Source organism: Chryseobacterium sp. HNCC26DJ241 (assembly GCF_057180505.1).
Genome location: NZ_JBXUGL010000002.1, coordinates 64,475 through 84,201 on the forward strand (window position 1 = coordinate 64,475; position 19,727 = coordinate 84,201).

Annotated in this window: 19 protein-coding genes; 12 read left to right on the forward strand and 7 right to left on the reverse strand. The window is 33.5% G+C overall.

Annotation, left to right across the window (positions count from 1 at the left end; all coding sequences use genetic code 11):
* Positions 1-96 precede the first annotated feature (96 nt).
* Complete coding sequence (locus AC2A1C_RS02835) at positions 97-1,287, reverse strand: phosphoglycerate kinase (RefSeq protein ID WP_484023267.1); 1,191 nt, start codon at positions 1,285-1,287, stop codon at positions 97-99.
* A gap of 630 nt (positions 1,288-1,917) precedes the next feature.
* Here AC2A1C_RS02835 and rpiB point away from each other — a divergent pair.
* From rpiB to tsaB, 8 genes are all read left to right on the forward strand, one after another.
* Positions 1,918-2,349, forward strand: coding sequence for a ribose 5-phosphate isomerase B (gene rpiB, locus AC2A1C_RS02840; protein WP_484023269.1), 432 nt, complete (start codon positions 1,918-1,920; stop codon positions 2,347-2,349).
* Positions 2,350-2,603: 254 nt separating this feature from the next.
* The gene (gene rnr / locus AC2A1C_RS02845) at positions 2,604-4,757 is read left to right on the forward strand and encodes a ribonuclease R (RefSeq protein WP_484023404.1); all 2,154 of its coding nucleotides are present in this window, start codon (positions 2,604-2,606) and stop codon (positions 4,755-4,757) included.
* A 61-nt stretch (positions 4,758-4,818) separates the two neighbouring features.
* Positions 4,819-5,496, forward strand: a complete 678-nt coding sequence (locus AC2A1C_RS02850) for a LysE family translocator (protein WP_484023271.1) — start codon at positions 4,819-4,821, stop codon at positions 5,494-5,496.
* A 65-nt stretch (positions 5,497-5,561) separates the two neighbouring features.
* Positions 5,562-6,494 carry a S66 peptidase family protein gene (locus AC2A1C_RS02855; protein WP_484023273.1) on the forward strand — a complete coding sequence of 311 codons (933 nt, stop codon included), beginning with the start codon at positions 5,562-5,564 and terminating at the stop codon, positions 6,492-6,494.
* Positions 6,495-6,539: 45 nt separating this feature from the next.
* A complete protein-coding gene (locus tag AC2A1C_RS02860; protein WP_484023275.1) occupies positions 6,540-6,911 on the forward strand; it encodes a YraN family protein in 372 nt (123 codons plus the stop codon).
* A gap of 3 nt (positions 6,912-6,914) precedes the next feature.
* Entirely contained in the window at positions 6,915-7,748 is an 834-nt protein-coding gene (locus AC2A1C_RS02865) for a hypothetical protein (RefSeq protein ID WP_484023277.1), read from the forward strand.
* Between the two features lie 6 nt (positions 7,749-7,754).
* Positions 7,755-8,507, forward strand: coding sequence for an SDR family NAD(P)-dependent oxidoreductase (locus tag AC2A1C_RS02870; RefSeq protein WP_484023279.1), 753 nt, complete (start codon positions 7,755-7,757; stop codon positions 8,505-8,507).
* 150 nt (positions 8,508-8,657) lie between these two features.
* Positions 8,658-9,338, forward strand: a complete 681-nt coding sequence (gene tsaB, locus AC2A1C_RS02875; RefSeq protein WP_484023281.1) for a tRNA (adenosine(37)-N6)-threonylcarbamoyltransferase complex dimerization subunit type 1 TsaB — start codon at positions 8,658-8,660, stop codon at positions 9,336-9,338.
* Between the two features lie 14 nt (positions 9,339-9,352).
* Here the strand turns inward: tsaB and porW are convergent, their stop codons facing one another.
* The 4 genes from porW to AC2A1C_RS02895 all read right to left on the reverse strand — a co-directional run bounded on the left by porW (position 9,353) and on the right by AC2A1C_RS02895 (position 13,828).
* Positions 9,353-11,824 carry a type IX secretion system periplasmic lipoprotein PorW/SprE gene (gene porW, locus AC2A1C_RS02880; RefSeq protein ID WP_484023283.1) on the reverse strand — a complete coding sequence of 824 codons (2,472 nt, stop codon included), beginning with the start codon at positions 11,822-11,824 and terminating at the stop codon, positions 9,353-9,355.
* A gap of 77 nt (positions 11,825-11,901) precedes the next feature.
* Positions 11,902-12,465 carry a Maf family nucleotide pyrophosphatase gene (locus AC2A1C_RS02885; protein WP_484023285.1) on the reverse strand — a complete coding sequence of 188 codons (564 nt, stop codon included), beginning with the start codon at positions 12,463-12,465 and terminating at the stop codon, positions 11,902-11,904.
* Positions 12,466-12,467: 2 nt separating this feature from the next.
* The gene (locus AC2A1C_RS02890; RefSeq protein WP_484023287.1) at positions 12,468-12,986 is read right to left on the reverse strand and encodes a KdsC family phosphatase; all 519 of its coding nucleotides are present in this window, start codon (positions 12,984-12,986) and stop codon (positions 12,468-12,470) included.
* An 86-nt stretch (positions 12,987-13,072) separates the two neighbouring features.
* Complete coding sequence (locus AC2A1C_RS02895; RefSeq protein ID WP_484023289.1) at positions 13,073-13,828, reverse strand: Rossmann-like and DUF2520 domain-containing protein; 756 nt, start codon at positions 13,826-13,828, stop codon at positions 13,073-13,075.
* Between the two features lie 97 nt (positions 13,829-13,925).
* Here AC2A1C_RS02895 and AC2A1C_RS02900 point away from each other — a divergent pair, with 97 nt between their 5' ends.
* The 4 genes from AC2A1C_RS02900 (at position 13,926) to lepA (ending at position 17,542) form a co-directional block, all read left to right on the forward strand.
* On the forward strand, positions 13,926-14,477 hold the full coding sequence (locus tag AC2A1C_RS02900) for an RNA polymerase sigma factor (RefSeq protein WP_484023291.1): 552 nt from the start codon (positions 13,926-13,928) through the stop codon (positions 14,475-14,477).
* A 12-nt stretch (positions 14,478-14,489) separates the two neighbouring features.
* Complete coding sequence (locus AC2A1C_RS02905; RefSeq protein ID WP_484023293.1) at positions 14,490-15,044, forward strand: hypothetical protein; 555 nt, start codon at positions 14,490-14,492, stop codon at positions 15,042-15,044.
* A gap of 29 nt (positions 15,045-15,073) precedes the next feature.
* Complete coding sequence (locus AC2A1C_RS02910; RefSeq protein WP_484023295.1) at positions 15,074-15,616, forward strand: hypothetical protein; 543 nt, start codon at positions 15,074-15,076, stop codon at positions 15,614-15,616.
* Positions 15,617-15,745: 129 nt separating this feature from the next.
* Positions 15,746-17,542 carry a translation elongation factor 4 gene (lepA, locus tag AC2A1C_RS02915; RefSeq protein WP_484023297.1) on the forward strand — a complete coding sequence of 599 codons (1,797 nt, stop codon included), beginning with the start codon at positions 15,746-15,748 and terminating at the stop codon, positions 17,540-17,542.
* A gap of 43 nt (positions 17,543-17,585) precedes the next feature.
* Here the strand turns inward: lepA and AC2A1C_RS02920 are convergent, their stop codons facing one another.
* Both AC2A1C_RS02920 and AC2A1C_RS02925 read right to left on the reverse strand, forming a co-directional pair.
* A complete protein-coding gene (locus tag AC2A1C_RS02920; protein ID WP_484023299.1) occupies positions 17,586-17,795 on the reverse strand; it encodes a hypothetical protein in 210 nt (69 codons plus the stop codon).
* Between the two features lie 63 nt (positions 17,796-17,858).
* Positions 17,859-19,721, reverse strand: coding sequence for a transthyretin-like family protein (locus AC2A1C_RS02925; RefSeq protein ID WP_484023301.1), 1,863 nt, complete (start codon positions 19,719-19,721; stop codon positions 17,859-17,861).
* Positions 19,722-19,727 lie beyond the last annotated feature (6 nt).

Here is a 19,727-nt window from a genome sequence, read left to right on the forward strand (position 1 = left end):
ATGTTAAAATTCTGAAAAAAACATTTCTTAAAATCTGAAAATAAAAAAACCGAAGAAAAAATCTTCGGTTTCATTTTTTATAAAGATAAAAATTTTTTAATTATTAATAGCAGCAACTCCGGGAAGTTCCAAACCTTCTAAACTTTCCAACATGGCACCTCCTCCTGTAGAAACATAAGAAACTTTATCGGTATAGTTATTTTGCTTCACAAAAGCTACACTATCACCACCTCCTACTAAAGAAAATGCACCCAAACTGGTCGCTTCTTCAATGCTATCACCTAAAGATTTAGTTCCTTCAGAAAAATTTTCCATTTCAAAAACTCCGACTGGTCCATTCCAAAGTATTGTTTTAGAATCTAAAATCACATCATTAAAAATTTCTCTTGATCTTGGACCAGCATCCAAACCTTGCCACTCATCAGGAATTTCGGTAATATTTACTACTTTTCTATTTGCTTCATTATTGAAATCATCTGCTGCTATAACGTCCACAGGTAAATAAACTTTTACATTCTGGGATTTTGCTTTTTCCAAAATTTCCAAAGCAAGTTGCATTTTATCATCTTCTACAATAGACTCCCCTACTTTTCCACCTTGTGCTTTTACAAAAGTAAAACTCATTCCACCACCAATAATAAGATTATCTACTTTCGGAAGAATATTTTCTATAATTGTAATTTTTGTAGAAACCTTAGATCCTCCTAAAATAGCTGTGATTGGTTTTTCTCCGGAATGTAAAACTTTATCAATAGCTTCCAATTCTTTTGCCATCAATAAACCGAAAAATTTAGTTGAAGGAAAAAATTCAGCAATTACAGCTGTAGAAGCATGAGCTCGGTGTGCCGTTCCAAAAGCATCATTCACATAAGCATCTCCAAGTTTTGATAATTTTTCGGCAAAATCTTTGTCTCCTTTCTCCTCTTCATTATAAAAACGAAGATTTTCCAGTAGAAGAATTTCTCCGGGATTCAGATTTTCGGCTTCTTTCACTGCACTCTCTCCTATACAATCTTCGGCAAATTTTATTTTTTTTCCGAGTACATTTTCTATTTCATAAATTATATGTTTCAAAGAAAACTCATCACTTGCTTTTCCTTTTGGACGTCCAAGATGAGTCATTAATATAACTGAACCACCATCATTAAGGATCTTATCAATCGTAGGTTTTGCGGCAACAATTCTCGTATTATCCGTTACTTTAAGAGATTCGTTCTGAGGAACATTGAAATCTACTCTTACTAATGCTTTCTTATCTTTGAAATTATAATCGTTAATAGTCTTCATAAAATTTTATTTGTTTCGCAAATGTAAGATTTCTAAAAAGGAAAAAGAATTTTTCGTTTCAAAAATTTCCACCACTTTCCTACCATTCATTAATCAACAAATTTTTTATTTAAAAAAAAGAATAATGTTTAATGGTGTTGAGTGTTGTGAATTATGGGGATAAGTTTTGTTCAGTTTTTTGTAACATTTAATTTTAATTAAGTTCATAAATTGTTCACATTGCAAAGCATTGATTTTTAATTTATTTTAACATTTACCAACATTTGTGAATAACTGTATTGAAAGAAGTTTATTAAAAAACGGATTCTTAAAAACTTTAGGATTTTAGCCTTAATTAAACTCAAAAGAATTTTGGAAGGAAGACCACAAAATATTGCATTATCATTTTTTTGCAATAATGAAAGAGAAATTTTTCTTCACTTTTCCACAATGTTTTCTACATGATTTCACATTTTGTTTAGAATAATTGTTAATTACATAGAAAACAAACATTTATAAAAAGTGAAATAAAATTGAATGTCTGATTTTCAGGTTTTTAAATTTGATATTCCCTGAACAAAAAAGAAAAATAATGTTGATAAAATAAATTCATTATTTAAATGGTAAATTTGTAGTACTAAATAAAAGAAAATGAAAAAAATAGCAATCGCTACAGATCATGCAGGTTTTGATTATAAAGAATACCTTAAAAAACAATTGGAAAGCAAATATGAAATTCAGGATTTTGGAACATATTCTTCAGAAAGTGCCGATTATCCGGATTTTGTACATCCTGCCGCAGAATCTATCGAAAAAGGTGAAAACGAATTTGGAATTCTGATATGCGGAAGCGGACAAGGTGTAGCCATTACAGCAAATAAGCATCAAAAAATACGTTGTGCGCTTTGTTGGATGCCGGAGTTGGGAATATTAGCCAGACAACACAATAATGCGAATATGATTGCAATTCCTGCTCGTTTTATTGCAAAAGAATTGGCTCTGGAAATTGTGGAAAAATTCTTAACCACCGATTTTGAAGGAGGAAGACACCAGAATAGAGTGGATAAAATTTCTTGGTGTTAGAAAACAAGGGGCTTACAGATTTGTGAGCCTTATTTATTTTAAATTTTTTATATTTGCAACAGAATTTTCCAAAAGTTCATTCTGATTTTTCCTTCCAAAATTCTCCCCCCTTTGTTTTTTTGTTTAAATTTAGAAAACTAAATCCGTCATTAGATTTTTATTTTAAAGGAAAAAATGCTGTCGAATAAATTAGAAGAAATCATCTTCTATTACAATGAATTAAAAAAATAAAAATGAAGAAAAAACAAAATAATATGGCAAAAAAATCAAAATACATAAGTCACAAAAACAATCATAAATTGCAGGAAATAGGAAGAAAAATTCTTCAGTTTATGAATCAGAAATCTTCCAAAATCTACAACTACAAACAGATTGCGGATGGAATAGAATATAAAAATCCAAGACAAAGAGAACAAGTAATTCAGGCTCTTCACAAACTTCTTGCTGACGAAAGAATCAAGGAAGTGGAAAAAGGAAAATACATTGTAAACCTTAAAATTGCAGGAACTCTTACAGGAATTATCGATTTCAACCAAACCGGAAATGCTTACGTCAATGTAGAAGGAGTAGAAGAAGATATTTTCATCCATTCCAAAAACGTGAAAGATGCTTTGCAAGGAGATAAAGTTTTGATCGTAACCTACACCTACAAAGGTAAAAAACTGGAAGGCTCTGTTTTGGAAGTTTTGGAAAGAAGCAGAACAGAATTTGTGGGTACTTTACAAGTAGTAGCTTATAAAGATTTCGGATTTGTAGTTTGCGACAAAAAGACCATTAATACGGATATTTTTATTCCGAAAGCGAAATTCAACGGTGCTGAAAACGGAGATAAAGTCATTGTAAAAATGACCGAATGGAAACCGGGAGACAAAAATCCTGAAGGTGAGGTTATTCAGGTTTTGGGAGCTCCGGGTGAGCATGAAACCGAAATTCATTCCATTCTTGCAGAATACGGACTTCCGTATGCATTTCCGGAAGAGGTAGAAAGAGAAGCCGAAAAAATTGATCGGAAAATAAGTGATGAAGAAGCAAAAAAACGTTGGGATATGCGTAATATTCTTACATTCACCATAGATCCGAAAGATGCCAAAGATTTTGATGATGCTCTTTCTTTACGGAAATTAGAAAATGGAAATTGGGAAATTGGAGTTCATATTGCAGATGTTTCGCATTATGTAATTCCGGGAACTTTGCTGGATGATGAAGCATATAATCGTGCAACATCTGTCTATTTGGTGGATAGAGTAGTACCGATGCTTCCGGAAGTTCTGAGTAATGATGTTTGCTCGCTTCGCCCAAATGAAGATAAATACACTTTTTCCGCAGTTTTTGAATTAAATGAAGACGCAGAAGTGGTGAAAGAATGGTTTGGAAGAACAGTCATTCATTCAGACCGAAGATTTACCTATGAAGAAGCTCAGGAACGGATAGAAACCGGAAACGGAGATTTAGCGGAAGAAATTTTAGCTTTAGATAAATTAGCAAAAATTCTTCGGGAACTACGGATTAAAAAAGGAGCGATTACTTTTGACAGAAGCGAAGTACGTTTCAATCTGGATGAAAATAATGAACCGATTGGTGTTTACTTCAAAATGAGTAAAGATTCTAACCATTTGATTGAAGAATTTATGCTTTTGGCAAACAGGAAAGTTTCGGAATTCATTTCATTGAACAGAAAAAAAGAACCCACCAATCTCACTTTTATTTACCGTATTCATGATGATCCAGATCCTGCAAAGCTGGAATCTTTAAGAGAATTTGTTTCCACATTTGGTTATAAAATGAATCTGGCAAATTCTAAAAAAGTAGCCGAAAGCATGAATAAACTCCTGAAAGATGTAAAAGGAAAAGGGGAGGAGAATATGATAGAAACTCTCGCAATGCGAAGCATGAGCAAAGCCGTTTATTCCACCGAACCAATCGGACATTACGGACTTGGATTTGAATATTACACGCATTTTACATCACCAATACGAAGATATCCGGATTTGATAGCGCATCGGCTTTTGCAGCATTATTTGGATGGAGGAAAATCCGTAAGCAAACAGGAATTTGAAGAAAAATCGAAGCATTGTTCAGCAATGGAAAGATTGGCTGCAGATGCGGAAAGAGATTCGATAAAATTCATGCAGGTGAAATTCATGGAAAAACATTTGGGTGAGGAATTTGAAGGTGTGATTTCCGGAGTTGCAGAATTTGGTTTCTGGGTAGAAATTCCGGAAAATGGAGCAGAAGGTTTAATAAAATTACGAGATCTGATGGATGATTCTTATATGTATGATGCTAAAAATCATGCAGTTTACGGAATTCGTCACGGAAAGCAATACCAATTGGGAGATCGTGTAAAAATAAAAGTAATGAAAGCAAATCTTATCCAGAAACAATTGGATTTCAAGATAGTAGATTAATAAAAAAGCCGATAAACAAAATAGTTGAAAGAATTAATTTATAAATTTTTACATTTGTTTAATGCTACAACTCATACTTTCATCAATAGGATTAGGCATAATGTTGAGCCTTGTATTTATAGGTCCAATATTTTTTCTGCTTATTGAGACCAGTTTTTCCAGAGGTCCGCGTCATGCATTGGCTTTGGATTTGGGAGTAATTTCTGCTGATATTTTGTGTATTATTGCTTCCTATTTTGCAAGTGCAGACTTGGTAGATATTATTGATAAACATCCCGGATTTTACAGAATAACCTCCCTTATTATTTTTGTCTACGGAATTTTTATGATCGTTACCCGAACAAAAATGCATCTTCCTAATGAGCAAAAATTTATCAATCAGAATTATGGCAAAACATTTTTGAACGGTTTTCTTTTTAATCTCTTGAATGTTGGAGTTATTTTATTTTGGTTGGTTACCGTTATTTCCGTAAGAAATCAATATCCGAAAACTGAAGATACTATTTTGTATATCGGTTTGGTCATTACTACATATTTGGGAATAGATCTACTAAAGATTTTTCTGGCAAAACAATTTCACAGTAAGCTGACGGATAAAGTTGCAAATACAATCAGAAAAGGAGTGGGTGTGGTTTTACTCGTGTTCAGTTTTTTTATTTTTTTGCAGAGTTTTGCTAAATTCAATCAGTTTGACAAGCGTTTGGAAGAAGCGGAACATAAAGAAGTTAAAAGACGTTGATAATAATTAATAAATTGTAGGAACGTGCCTTTTATGGCACGTTCAATATAATATAACACAAAGAAATGAAAGAAATTATTTTTCCAAAAAAACTTCAAAAAGGAGACAAAATAGCCATCATTTCACCGGCAGGGGCAGTAGAAGAAAGCCAGCTTCAAAAAGGTTTGGAAATGATAAGGTCTAAAGGATTTGAGCCTGTTTTAGGAAAACATCTTTACACTAAATTTTCCAACGGATACAACTATGCTGGAACTGAAAAAGAAAGAATCTCTGACCTCAATTGGGCTTTGAATAACGATGAAATTTCCGCAATTTGGGCTTCAAGAGGAGGTTATGGTTGTCAGCATCTTTTAAGACATTTAAAACTTTCAAAATTCAAGAAAAATCCGAAATGGTATATTGGTTATTCAGACAATACGGTTATACAAAGTTATTTGCTGAAAAACGGATTTGCTTCCATTCACGGACAAACGATAAAAACGGCAAGTTTTGGAGTTTCGGAAGAAAGCTATGATTTGGTTTTTGATATTCTGAAAGGAAAAACTCCAAAATATTCCTTAAAACCGAATGAATTTAACAAACAAGGAAATTGTGAAGGAGAATTAGTCGGAGGAAATTTAGCCTTGATTTATGCACTTTTAGGAACGCCTTATTCTTTTAATTTTCAGGACAAAATTTTGTTCATTGAAGATATTGGAGAGAATTTTTATGCTCTTGACAGGATGTTGATGTCTTTAGATTTAGCCGGAGTTTTCAGGAAAATAAAGGGGCTTATTGTTGGTGGAATGACCAATATGGGCGATGAAAAAGAGAATAAAGACTACGAAGAAAGTTTTGACGGATTTGCATATGAAATCATTTCCCAGAGATTAAAAAAATACAATTTTCCTACTTTATTTGGGTTCCCGAACGGACATATTTTTGAGAATCGACCTTTAATCATTGGTGGAAATGTAAAAATGAAGATTGAAGAAAGTAAGGCTAAGATTGAATTCTAAATATTGCACAAAACATTCTAATTCTTCAATTCTCAAACTCAATTAATGGCCACTCATAACGATTTCGGAAAAATAGCAGAAGATTTGGCGGTAGAATATCTTCAGAAAAACAGCTACAAAATTCTTGTAAGGAATTTTCGTTTTCAAAAAGCCGAAATTGACATTATTGCCGAAAAAGAAAACCTGATTATAATCATTGAGGTAAAAGCAAGATCTACAGATGCTTTTATGCTGCCTCAGGAAGCTGTAAACAAAAAGAAAATTAGATTACTGATTTTAGCGGCCAATCATTATTTAGAAGAATTTAATAAAAATCAGGAAGTACGATTTGATATTATCTCGGTTTTGCCCGATGCAAAAGGAAAATTACAGATTGAACATATCGAAAACGCCTTTGAAATTATAGATTCAGTATAAAATATGTGGAAAAATATAGATTGGGAAACACTTTATTCAGTAGGGTTATATGTTCTAAAAGTTTACCCTCTTAAAATTGTTGCAAACATTCTCGTTTGTGTTTTGTTGGGCATTATTCTAAGTTTAATATATTGGTTTCTGCTCAGAAAATGTAAAGCTCTGAAAAGAGAAAATAAATGGTACAATCGTTTGGTAAAACTTTACATACCAGCGTTTATCATTCTTAATTTATTTTTTTCTGTAAAAATCGGCTTTATAAGAGGAATTTATAAAGGATTGGAAAAAGACAGTTATTCCATTTGCAGCCAATTATACAATTCCGGTTCTCAACAAGTCTTCGAAAGCGAAAAAGACAAGCAAAAAAGCCTTTTAGAACTTCAGGAAATCGTTTCTGAATTAAGTCAAAATAACAAAGATCTCAAGGTAAATATTGTAGAATTTGCCAAAAACTATAATACGCAATTTAAAATTGTCGATAAACCTAAAAACTGGGTTGCGGCAAAATTTGCAGAAAAATACGGAGACCGGATTCACACACTTGCTTTGTACGGATTACTAAACGCTACTCCTCACGCAAATATTTCAGAAACAATATCTTACAGTGAATTTGATGCTATAATTAAAGAATTGGTAAAAATGGATCCGAAAGACCTTGAAAAATCAATTATTACCAAAATACAAAGTTTTTTTCTGGAAATTTTGAAAACCCAATATCAATCAATACTAAAAGGAATATTTTTGATTTGGGGACTTTTATTACTCATTCCGTGGGTAGAATTTATGATTTACTCTTTTATGATAAAAAGAAGAATTTCGACAAAAGAAAATAAGGAATAAAAACCAATGAAAAGAATCATATTAATAACCGGAGCAACTTCCGGAATTGGAAAAGCAACAGCAGAATATCTTGCAAAACAAAGAAATAAAATCATTATTTGTGGAAGAAGAACAGAAATTCTGGAATCACTAAAAAACGAATTATCCAATTTCACGGAAATACGGAGTTTAAATTTTGATGTAAGAAACCTTGAAGAAGTAGAAAACGCCATCAATTCGCTTCCGGAAAATTGGAAAAGCATAGATGTTTTGATAAATAATGCCGGAAATGCGCATGGTTTAGATCCTATTTCGGCAGGAAATACAGAAGATTGGGATGCCATGATGGACGGAAATGTGAAAGGAATTTTATACGTTTCTAAAATGCTCATTCCAATAATGAAAGAGAAAAATTCCGGACATATTGTGAATATAAGCTCTGTTGCGGCAAGACAAACCTATGCAAATGGAGTAGTGTATTGTGCTTCTAAAAAAGCAGTAGATGTAATTTCCGAAGGAATGCGACTGGAACTTACAGAATTTGGGATAAAAGTAACTAATATTCAGCCGGGAGCTGTGGAAACTGATTTTTCGTTAGTACGATTCAAAGGAGACAGTGAAAGAGCAGCCACCGTTTATGCAGGATATGAAGCTCTGAAAGCCGAAGATATTGCTGATGCTATCGCTTATTGTATTAATGCTCCGAAACATGTTACCATTTCAGACATGACTATTTACCCGAGCGCACAAAGCGAACCAAGAACGATTTACAGAAAATAAATAATTCATAACTTTGGATTTGGGAAAGAGTAGAGGTGAGATCATCGATTTATCAACAAAATTATCTTTATTTTTGTCATGCTGAAAAGAAATTAAAAGAAAATTGAAATTCTGTAAAATGATAAAAATAAGCTGAATTTATTTAAAAAAATGAAAATTCTCCACATAGAAACCTCCTCAAAAAACTGTTCGGTAGCCATTTCAGAAGGCGAAAAATTACTGTGTCTTTGCGAAGAAGTTTCAGACAATTATAAACAATCTGAAAGCCTTCACACCTTTGTAGAATGGGCTTTGGAAGGAGCAGAAATTTTTCTGAAAGATATAGAAGCGGTTTCTCTTGGAAAAGGACCGGGTTCTTACACCGGTCTCAGAATTGGTGCTGCTTCTGCAAAAGGCTTTTGTTACGGATTGAAAGTTCCGCTAATTGCCGTAAATTCTCTTGAAACGATGATAGAGCCTTTTTTAGGCCAAAACTACGATTGTATAATTCCATTGATCGACGCAAGGAGAATGGAGGTTTATACAGCGGTTTATGATGGAAATTCAGGGGAAATGATTTCGGAGACGGAAGCTAAAATTTTGGACGAACATTCTTTTCAGGAATTTCAGGGGAAAAAAGTTCTTTTTGTGGGAGACGGAGCAAAAAAGGCAAAAGACATTCTTTCTCTCGAAAATGCAGAATTTAAAGAAGATGTTTATCCTTCCGCTCAATATTTGATAAAACCAACTTTAGAAAAAATACGGAACCAGGAATTTGAAAATGTGGCTTATTTTGAACCTTTTTATCTGAAAGATTTTCATGGAGTAAAAAAGAAAAAAAGCGGAGATTAAATTCTCCGCTTTGCTTATTTTATTTTTTTCCTTGATGGTGCAGGTTCGTTTTCTTTAATTTCATTCATCATTTTTGGATTATCTATATCCGAAGGATTAGGAAGACCTATTCTGTTTTTTTCTTTCCTATCTTCTTCTTCTTTTATTTGCTCTTCAGTTTCAGAAGGTTTTTTATTATTCTGAATAGTATTTCCGGAGTCGTCAGTCATTTCTATATTCAGGTCGCTTTTCAGAAATTTAAGCATTTCTTTTGCTTTTATTCCTTCGAGAGTTTTGGCATAGTTAAGAGCGATTTGTTCCAGTTGTAGAATCATAATTTCTTTACCCACTGTTTTTCCGGCATTGAAGGCATTTAATAATGCAAATTTTGGAACCAAAGCATCTTTAGGATATTTCTGGATAGCTTCATCAATCATTTTTTTACTTTCTTCAAATTTTTCAGATTCATACAAGGCAAAAGCATCGGTATATGCTTTTACAACCTCTTCTGAAGATTGATTGAAGGAATTGTTTTTAGGATTTTTTACAAATTCTGCATAAGAAGTATAAGGATATTCTGTCAGAATAGTTTGTTTTGCTCTTTCTGCGGCAGAAGGATTTTTCTCATAGTTCATTGCAAAAATTTGGTAAAGAGCCTGAAGTTTTACCTCTTCTTCAGGTTTTACATCTACAAGATCATAAAGAGTTTTGGTAGCCAAAGGAACATCATTGAAATATTCCGAATACATTCTACCTAAACCTAAGCTGGCAGTATCACGATCTTTTTTAAGACCTGCAAGAAGTTTTTCATCAGTTGGAATTTTCTCAATATAAAAGGCAGGATCATGTCTTCTCGGATCTGGAGCAGAGGTCAATCCCAATGCTTCATTTTTAATATCCTCTAAAGATGCAGAACGTGCAGAAAATCTCCAGTTATCTGCCAAAGAACGATTTCCCCAAATTTGTTGGAAATTAGCTTGTCCTTTGGAAACTGTATTTTGGTTGGCAAAATAAAAACCACCCTTATTTCCATTATTTGAAAAATCTTGGAAACCGCTTTTATTATTAGCAAAAATAGAATTTGCAGAATAATCTCCGGTATCAAAACCTTTGCTTTTTTCTTCTCTTTTTTTGATGAGTTCTTCTTCGGCTTCTTTAGCTTTCAGTTTATCAATGTATTTATTAAAATATGCAATTCTTTCAGCTTCAGACATTTTTGCCAGTGCAAGAATACTGTCATTCTTCTTGATGAGATAGTAATTGACAGAAACTTGTTTTATATTTTTTGTTTGCTCGGTAAGTAAAACCTTTGAAGGTTCGTATGTCATTACAGCAAGGGCAGAATCATAAAAAGCTCCGGCTGAAAGATAATCACTCTTATCGAAATAAGATTTTCCTATTTCATAATAATTCATACCCCGAATTTGAGGATCGGATACTTTCTCCGTTAAAGATTTTCTGAAATAAGCATCGGCTTCGTCCATTTTTCCGGCTTTTTTTGCCATTAAACCAAGAGCATAGTAAAATTCATTTTTTCGGGAAGCATACGTTCCTTTTTTACTGATTTTTTCAAGATATTCTTTTGCTCCTTCATAATCATCAGAAGATCCGTTAAATGTTTTGGCAATTTCTATTTGAGATTTAACTTCAAATTCAAAATCATTAGCATATTTATAAGCAGCAGCAAAACTTTCTCTTGCTTCTTCGCCTCTGCCAAGTTCAGCGAGGATCTGTCCTCGAAGAAATGCGATTCTGCTTCGTAATTCACGGTTTTTATTTAATTTAAATGCCTCTTCCAATTCCGCAATGGCTTCATCTTTTTTCCCGGAATGGAGAAGCATTTCAGAGTAATAGATGCTTAGAAGTTTTTTGTATTGCTTCTTCATCTTTTTCTCATTTTTCAAATCACTAAAAACCTCATTTGCTCTGTAATAGTCGCCCATTTTGGCCAATGCTTGTCCCTGATAAACCTTTGCTAATGGCATTCGTTTATCTTTTCGCATAGTGCTGAAAATAGAATTGATAGCATCAAGAGCTTCCAAAGGTTTATTCTGATAAAGGCGAGATTGTGCAAGCAAAATATTAGCGTCAAATATTTTTTTGTTTTTTTCTACTCCATTTTTCATAACAGAGTATTTATCTATAGCTTTCAGAGCTTTAGCTTCCGCAATCTGGAGAGAAGAAGCCCCTTTGTTTTCAGGTGTTCTTCCGTTTCCTGGACTGTTCGGACTTTGAGGCATACCTTCACTGAAAAGCGAATTGCTTCCGAATTCAGTTCCTAAAGGTTGTTCGTCATATTTTAAAAGCTGAATATAAGGAGCATAATAATTGTCTTTGAACGATTTTTTACGATTATTAAGTTCTGTTTCCAAAGCATCTTTGCTATTGAAAAGAGTATTGTAATAGGTATAAAAACCTTTCATAAAAGTAGAGGTATTCTTCTTTTTTCTGGAAGAACACGAACCTAATAAAACAATAATGGATAAAAAATATATGGTTTTTTTCATTGTTACATAATAACTTATCAATCTGCATTTTATTATACTAATGCAAACAATATTTTTGTAAAAATACTAATTTTGGTTTAGTATGGAAGGAAAGTTTTAAGAATCTCATAAATAAGATGCGTTGGAAGTCCCATAATTGTATAAAAACTTCCTTCAATTTTTTTGATTTTTGCCATTCCGAGCCACTCTTGTATTCCGTAGCTTCCGGCTTTGTCGAAAGGTTTGAAAGTAGAAAGATAATATTGTATTTCCGAATCCGAAATTTTATCGAAAAATACATTGGCCACATCGGTTTTTGTAAAAATAGAGGAGCAGGATTTTACAGTGATTCCTGTGTATACCTGATGTACATTTCCCGAAATTTTTTTTAGCATTTGTCGGGCTTCTTCAATATTTTTTGGTTTTCCTAAAACCTCATTTTCCAAAACCACAATAGTATCGGCTGTTATTAAAATTTCTTCGTTACTCAGTTTCCGGAAAGAATTTGCTTTCAATTCTGATAAATATCCTGCAATTTTCGAACGTTCCAGAGATTCAGGAAATGTTTCATCACAATCAATAGAAACAACATTAAAATCGTATCCTAAACTTTGCAAAAGTTCTTTCCGTCGAGGAGAATTTGATCCCAATAAAATATTCATTATCAAACGCTTTGAGTATTATCTTCCGTCCATTTTCCCTGAACTTTCATTACTTGTTCTATCACATCACGCACAGCTCCTTTTCCTCCCGAAATTGGCGAAATATAATCCACCATTTCCTTAATTTCCGGAACGGCATTTTCCGGACAACAGGCAATTCCCGAAACCCTCAAGATTGAAAGATCCGGAATATCGTCTCCCATTGTTAGGATTTCCTCATCTTTAAGATGATATTTTGCTTTAAAATTTTCGAAATCATTCAGTTTATTGTGCGATTTCGGATAGTAATCATGTATTCCCAAATAATTGATTCGGTGTTTTACCATTGCATCATTTCCGCCGGTAATTACACCTATTAGATAGTCGTTTTTCAGGGCTTTTACTACGGCATATCCGTCCAATACGTTCATTACTCGGCACATATTTCCTTCAGGAAGGAGATAGACGCTTCCATCGGTAAAAACGCCATCAACATCGAAAACAAACGCTTTAATATTTTTTAATTTTGATAAATAACTCATATTTTTTTAATTGTCAATCGTAGAGTTGTTTGTTGTGGATTCGTTTAATCATTTTTACGACTTGACAACTTTGCAACTCAAAAACCTTACTTCAAATTATACATTTTTTTAATAGAATGATTCAGGGTTTTATAAATTTTCAGATGTTCTTCATCCGAAATTAATTTTTCATGGAGTTCCAACACTTTTTCATCATTACGAATAGCAGGTCCGGTTTGGGCAATTTTAGGCTCTATTTCGTGAATTTTGTTGGTGGTTTCATCAATCAGAGGAAGAAAATAATCAAACGGAATATTTTGCGAATCCGAAATTTCTTTTGCTCTTGCATAGAGATGATTGACAAAATTGCAGGCAAAAACCGCAGTAAGATGAATGTATTTTCGTTTTTCATCATCCGCAAAAAGAACCTTTGATGAAATTTTCCGAGCCAGATTTTCCAATACATTTCTATCCTCATCATTTTCTGCATCAATGAAAAAAGGAATCTCAGAATAATTCAATTTTTTAGATTTAGAAAATGTTTGAAGCGGATAAAAAACTGATTTTCTGTAATTTCCTTCCAATGTGTCACGTGAAACCGAACCGGAAGTATGGGCAACAATTGCATCGGTTTTCTTAATTTTTCGGGAAACTTCTGCAATAGAAGAATCATTTACAGCAATAATGTATAAATCAGCATCCTCAATACTTTTTGTAGAGTAAGGAATTTTTAATTCGTTGGAGATTTCTTTTAAATTCTTTTCGTTTCTTCCATAAATTTGTAATACGGGAATGGCGTTTTCTACAAAGGCTTTAGCCAAATGATAGGCTACATTTCCGGAACCGATAATTACAATATTCATCTAACAAAAATAAGAAATAATAGGGTTTGGAGTAAAAATTGTTTTATCGTTTTTAACTTTTATCTAAATTTACTATCCAACCAAGGAAAGCATCTCCATGAAGAATAAGGATTCAGAAATTATTGAACTGATGCGGAATGAGCGAACCCATGAAAAAGGGCTTCGTTTGTTGATGGATGCTTATCAGAGCAGGTTATATTGGCATATTAGAAGAATGATTGTAGATCATGATTTGGCTCAGGATGTTTTGCAGGAAACATTTATAAAAGCCTATCAGAATTTTCATCAATTCAAGCAGGACAGTCTTTTGTATACATGGCTTTACAGGATTGCCACAAATGAATCACTGCAACAGATTAATAAAATAAAGAAAATGCAGAAAAGCGATGAAGATGCTGAATATCATTTGCAAAATCTGATGGCAGAAAATATGGAAAACGATGCCGATGAAATTCAGATTTTGCTACAAAAAGCCATTCATAGCTTGCCGGAAAAACAGAGATTAGTATTTACAATGAGGTATTATGATGATCTGCCTTATGAAGAACTTAGCAAAATTTTGGATATGTCGGTTGGAACTTTGAAAACCAATTATCATTATGCTAAGCAAAAAGTAGAAGATTATATAAAAGAAAATTACGAAACATAATTTTTTCTAAAAATGAAAAATTTTGATATTGAAAAACTTGAACGAAAAAACATCTATAAAACACCTGAAAACTTTTTGGAAAAGGTACAGAATAATGTTTTGTATAATGTAAATCTTGTTCAAAAACCAGAGGAAAAGAAAGCAAAAATATTTAAGCTAAATTGGACTTATGCTGTAGCGGCGACATTAGTTTTGCTTTTCGGAATTGTAACTTTTTTTCAATTGAATGATGAAAATCCTATTCAGAATAATACAATTTCTAAAGATGTTTTAGCCAATGTACCAAAAACGGAAACCAGCAGTAATGAAGCAATGGCAGCGTATGAAACTTTAGTGAATGATATTGAAAAAGTGGAGAGAAGTGAAAATAAAGCCGAGAACGAAATTGTAAAACCTGAAAGCATGAAAATGCATTCAAAAGAAAAAATAGCAATCAAATCTCAGGAAAGTAATTCAGCAAATACGGAGGTTCAATTGGAACAGATTATGGCAGAACTTTCCAATACTGAAATTGCTGATATGGGAAAAGCTACGGAACAAGATGTATATTTAGATCTTTATAACTAATACCAGAACTCATTAAAATGTTGAAAAAAATGAAAAAAAATATTATACTTTTTCTTGCTCTATCTTTCGGAACCGTTTTTTTTTCGGCTCAGCAATTTGGTTTCAATCCTTCAGATACCACTCAGAAAGAATACGACTGGAAAAATATGACACCTGAACAAAGAAAAAAAATCATCAACAATATGTCACCTGAAGAAAGGATGGCTTTGTTGAAAGAATTTAAGCAAAATATGATTCTTAAAGAACTGGATATTCCTAAAGAAAACCAAGAGCAATTTAAATCATTGTATACCGAATATCAGGAAAAACAAAAGGAGATTAAAAACAGATTTCAGCCATCACAAAATTATGATAGCATGAGTGATGATGAAGCGAAGAAGCAACTCAATCAAAGTTTTGATATTGGACAACAATTATTGAATAACAGAAAAGAGTATTCCGAAAAATTTATGAAAATTATTCCTCCACAAAAAGTACTGAAAATGTACAATACAGAAGGAATGATACGAAGCAAAATTATTGATATGAAAAGAGAGGGAGGCAAAAACCCTCCTCCAAAAAGGAGACCATAATAGTTTATTTTTTTAATGTTGGACAAGCCTTACAAAGTATTTTGCAAGGCTTGTTTAGTTTTAAAGAAGCAATGAAATATAAAAATTCATTATAAAAACCTTAAATTTGCACTTTACATAAAAATTTTAATGAAAAACATACGAAATTTTTGCATAATCGCTCATATCGACCACGGTAAAAGTACTTTGGCAGATCGCCTTTTAGAATATACCAATACAGTTTCGCAAAGAGAATTGCAGGCACAGACATTGGATGATATGGATTTGGAGAAAGAACGCGGGATTACCATAAAATCTCACGCTATTCAAATGGATTATGAATATAAAGGAGAAAAATATATTTTAAATCTTATTGATACACCGGGACACGTAGATTTTTCTTACGAAGTTTCCCGTTCAATTGCCGCTTGTGAAGGAGCTCTTCTTATTGTAGATGCTGCGCAAAGTATTCAGGCACAAACAATTAGTAATTTGTATTTGGCTCTGGAAAACGATCTGGAAATCATCCCGATTCTTAATAAAATAGATTTACCTTCTGCTAATCCGGAAGAAGTAACCGATGAAATTGTAAATCTTTTAGGCTGCAAACCAGAAGATGTGTTGAGAGTTTCCGGAAAAACAGGAGAGGGAGTTCATCATTTATTAGAGCAAATTGTAGAAAGAATTCCAGCTCCGGTTGGAGATCCGGATGCTCCGCTTCAAGCCTTGATTTTTGACTCTGTTTACAATCCGTTCCGTGGAATTGAGGCCTATTTTAAAGTAGTAAACGGAAGCATCAGAAAAGGACAGAAAGTAAAATTTATGGCGACTGATAAAGTATATGAAGCGGATGAAGTAGGGACTTTAAAACTAAAACAAGCTCCGAAAAAAGAAATTTTGACAGGTGATGTTGGTTATATAGTTTCAGGGATAAAAGATGCGAGAGAAGTAAAAGTAGGAGATACCATTACATCATCCGAAAAACCGGCTTCTGCACCAATTGAAGGTTTTGAAGAAGTGAAGCCAATGGTTTTTGCAGGTATTTATCCTATTGATTCTGAAGATTTTGAAGAGCTAAGATTTTCATTAGAAAAATTAAGACTGAATGATGCTTCTTTGGTTTTTGAGCCGGAAAGTTCTGCGGCACTTGGTTTTGGTTTCCGATGCGGATTTTTGGGAATGCTTCACATGGAAATTGTTCAGGAACGTTTGGATAGAGAGTTTAACATGAATGTTATTACCACGGTTCCGAACGTATCGTATCACGGATATTCTAAAAAAGATCCCGAAACGGCTATTTTAATTAATAATCCTTCGGAAATGATGGATCCTTCGATCATGGACAGAGTGGAAGAACCTTTCATCAAGGCTTCTATCATTACAAAATCTGATTTTGTGGGAGCTGTAATGACTTTATGTATCGAAAAAAGGGGAGAAATTGTTAATCAGAGCTATTTAACAACGGATAGAGTAGAATTAATTTTTAATATGCCTCTTTCTGAAGTTGTTTTTGATTTTTATGATAGATTAAAATCCATTTCTAAAGGATATGCTTCTTTTGATTACCACCCGATTGGTTTCCGAGCTTCGAAATTGGTAAAGATGGATATTCTCATAAACGGAGATATGGTAGACGCTCTTTCTTCGTTGATTCACGATAGTAATGCATACAATATCGGTAAAAAAATGTGTGAAAAACTTCGTGAATTGATACCAAGACAACAATTTGATATTGCGGTTCAGGCAGCTTTAGGTACGAAAGTTATTGCAAGAGAAACCATCAAGGCTTTAAGAAAAGATGTTACCGCAAAATGTTATGGAGGAGATATTTCCAGAAAACGTAAACTTTTGGAAAAACAAAAAGAAGGTAAAAAGAAAATGAAACAGATTGGTAGGGTAGAAGTACCGCAATCGGCGTTCATGGCGGTATTAAAGTTGAACGATTAACAAATAAAAGAGGCTGTTTCAAAATGAGACAGCCTCTTATTTTTCACATGTTTCGCTGTTTCTCAACGAGGTTTCCCTGAACAGTTAAGGCTGCAATGCCCAGAATGACTTCAGCAATTCCTAAAATTCTTACAAGATTTAGTCCACATACAATACATTCTGGTTCGGGGAATGGTTTTTTCCCTACAATAATAATAATTACTCCGCCAATAATAATGATAATTACGATAATGGCTCTTAATAGTGCTTTCATGGTTATATAAATTAGTTTTTGATGCCTACTCTTTAAGGTTTTCGGCTTTATCCTTTAGAATTATTATACTTTACAGAAAGATACAAGATCATAATAAGATTCCAGATTACCATCTCCTGTAGTAAGTAATGCAGTGGCAGAAATAGAAATTGTATAAGCACAAGGTAATAAATCTGCGACAGTATCAGTAGGTGGTGTGAATACCAATTGTGTAGATCCGAATGTTTCAGGAGCAGGCATAATAGCTATAGGATCGAATCCAAAACTTTGCCCCGGTTTGTGAGGTCCCACAATAGAAAGACTTACACTTCCAAGATTTTCGTTTCTTGCCCCATATTTTACATGCAGATCAGTAGTTATTTTACTACATCCACTACTTCCGGAAACAATTTCCTGAAGATCTACTGATAAAGCTATTCTTTGGCTACTTAATGTTGTAGGTGCCCAACTTCCGTATTTGTTTACATTATTATAAAGAACATTAAAAATAGCAATAGGTTTAGATGTTCCGGCTACAACTTCTGTAGCGGCATTACCCATTTCTCTCTGTCTCATTCTGATTGCAAAATAACGGTTTGTGGTATGTGGTCTTGCAGGAGACACAGTTGCGCTGCCAATATCGGAAGTAGGCATGCTCATATCTATTGTTACAACACCGGTAAGTTTTTCGGTATTAAGTTTTAAAATTTCTGCATCTACATGTGCTGCAAAATTAGAATCTTGAGGTACTTGTATCCAGTTTCCATTAAAAGTTACGGTTTTTTCTGTACCAGTTCCGTTGATGTAATATGGTTCGTAAGCAATAGGATTAGAAGGATCACCAGTAAATGTCCATAAATATCCGATAACGGTTTTATCAATCATATTAGGAACAACGGGACTCCATCCAGCAGGATTTAAGGCATCAGAAGGATTAGCTACTTCTTGAAATTCAAAAAGATACTCCATTTGCTGGGAATTTATTTTTTTGGTTATTGTTCCCACCATATTTACTGACGAAAAGAAGGCATATCCTGCCAATGTTTTTCCGGTGGCAATAGTAATACCTGCTTGAATAGGAATATGTTGTGTAAGTCCAAAATGCGTGAAAGACGGCGGAATGGAAGGTTCTATAGGAATAAGTTCTTTAGAACAAAGGTTTACACAGAGACAATATCCTACATTATTCCTACGATCTGCTTTTGTTTCTAAAGCAAAACGCTGTCCACCATATTCTAACTGAAAATAAACATCAGGACCACTGGCAAAAGGAGGTATTACATCTGTTTCTATATTAATGATGGGAGAAAGAAAAGTTTTTTTAAATTCTACAGAAGTATAATAGATTTTAAAATGTCCGGTACTATCTGTAACATCGCTTCCAAGCTGGTCATCTGTAATAAAATCAGCATCCATAGCAATTACGGTAACTCCTTCAAGAGGACTTCCGGTTTTACAATCGGTTAATCTTCCGCAAATTGTCCATACATCAAAATAACGTCCTTTTATTAAACACCACCATTTTTCAGGAATGATGTAGGAAAAGTTGGCAACCCATACCTGTTCTTCCTTAGTTTGTTTCCACTGAGGAATAAACGTTGTAAGATGAAATTGTCTTGGTCTTCCCTTTTTAGGAGGAAAAGGAGGACGAGGTACAGAGCCACAATAGAAATCTATTTCCAAGGCAGAACGGCTGTAGTTTTCACTAATTTCTACAGAAAAATTTCCGTTCATATCGGTTTCGGTTTCTACAATAAGTCTGTTTTCTTTTGCTTCAACTTCTTCTTCTGACAGTTCTTTGAATGTATCTTTAATCTCAGCCGAAGAAACGGCGGCTATATTAATATCGGATGGAGGGGCATAAATACGGACTTTTACCTGACTTAGGTATTCTGAACATTCTCTGCATAGATATGCTGCAAGATTTCCTTTAATAATGTGACTCATGATTTT

Coding starts and splice junctions, on each gene's coding strand:
- AC2A1C_RS02835 (WP_484023267.1), bottom strand. CDS start 1,287: ATGAAGACTATTAACGATTATAATTTCAAAGATAAGAAAGCATTAGTA.
- rpiB (WP_484023269.1), top strand. CDS start 1,918: ATGAAAAAAATAGCAATCGCTACAGATCATGCAGGTTTTGATTATAAA.
- rnr (WP_484023404.1), top strand. CDS start 2,604: ATGGCAAAAAAATCAAAATACATAAGTCACAAAAACAATCATAAATTG.
- AC2A1C_RS02850 (WP_484023271.1), top strand. CDS start 4,819: ATGCTACAACTCATACTTTCATCAATAGGATTAGGCATAATGTTGAGC.
- AC2A1C_RS02855 (WP_484023273.1), top strand. CDS start 5,562: ATGAAAGAAATTATTTTTCCAAAAAAACTTCAAAAAGGAGACAAAATA.
- AC2A1C_RS02860 (WP_484023275.1), top strand. CDS start 6,540: ATGGCCACTCATAACGATTTCGGAAAAATAGCAGAAGATTTGGCGGTA.
- AC2A1C_RS02865 (WP_484023277.1), top strand. CDS start 6,915: ATGTGGAAAAATATAGATTGGGAAACACTTTATTCAGTAGGGTTATAT.
- AC2A1C_RS02870 (WP_484023279.1), top strand. CDS start 7,755: ATGAAAAGAATCATATTAATAACCGGAGCAACTTCCGGAATTGGAAAA.
- tsaB (WP_484023281.1), top strand. CDS start 8,658: ATGAAAATTCTCCACATAGAAACCTCCTCAAAAAACTGTTCGGTAGCC.
- porW (WP_484023283.1), bottom strand. CDS start 11,824: ATGAAAAAAACCATATATTTTTTATCCATTATTGTTTTATTAGGTTCG.
- AC2A1C_RS02885 (WP_484023285.1), bottom strand. CDS start 12,465: ATGAATATTTTATTGGGATCAAATTCTCCTCGACGGAAAGAACTTTTG.
- AC2A1C_RS02890 (WP_484023287.1), bottom strand. CDS start 12,986: ATGAGTTATTTATCAAAATTAAAAAATATTAAAGCGTTTGTTTTCGAT.
- AC2A1C_RS02895 (WP_484023289.1), bottom strand. CDS start 13,828: ATGAATATTGTAATTATCGGTTCCGGAAATGTAGCCTATCATTTGGCT.
- AC2A1C_RS02900 (WP_484023291.1), top strand. CDS start 13,926: ATGAAGAATAAGGATTCAGAAATTATTGAACTGATGCGGAATGAGCGA.
- AC2A1C_RS02905 (WP_484023293.1), top strand. CDS start 14,490: ATGAAAAATTTTGATATTGAAAAACTTGAACGAAAAAACATCTATAAA.
- AC2A1C_RS02910 (WP_484023295.1), top strand. CDS start 15,074: ATGAAAAAAAATATTATACTTTTTCTTGCTCTATCTTTCGGAACCGTT.
- lepA (WP_484023297.1), top strand. CDS start 15,746: ATGAAAAACATACGAAATTTTTGCATAATCGCTCATATCGACCACGGT.
- AC2A1C_RS02920 (WP_484023299.1), bottom strand. CDS start 17,795: ATGAAAGCACTATTAAGAGCCATTATCGTAATTATCATTATTATTGGC.
- AC2A1C_RS02925 (WP_484023301.1), bottom strand. CDS start 19,721: ATGAGTCACATTATTAAAGGAAATCTTGCAGCATATCTATGCAGAGAA.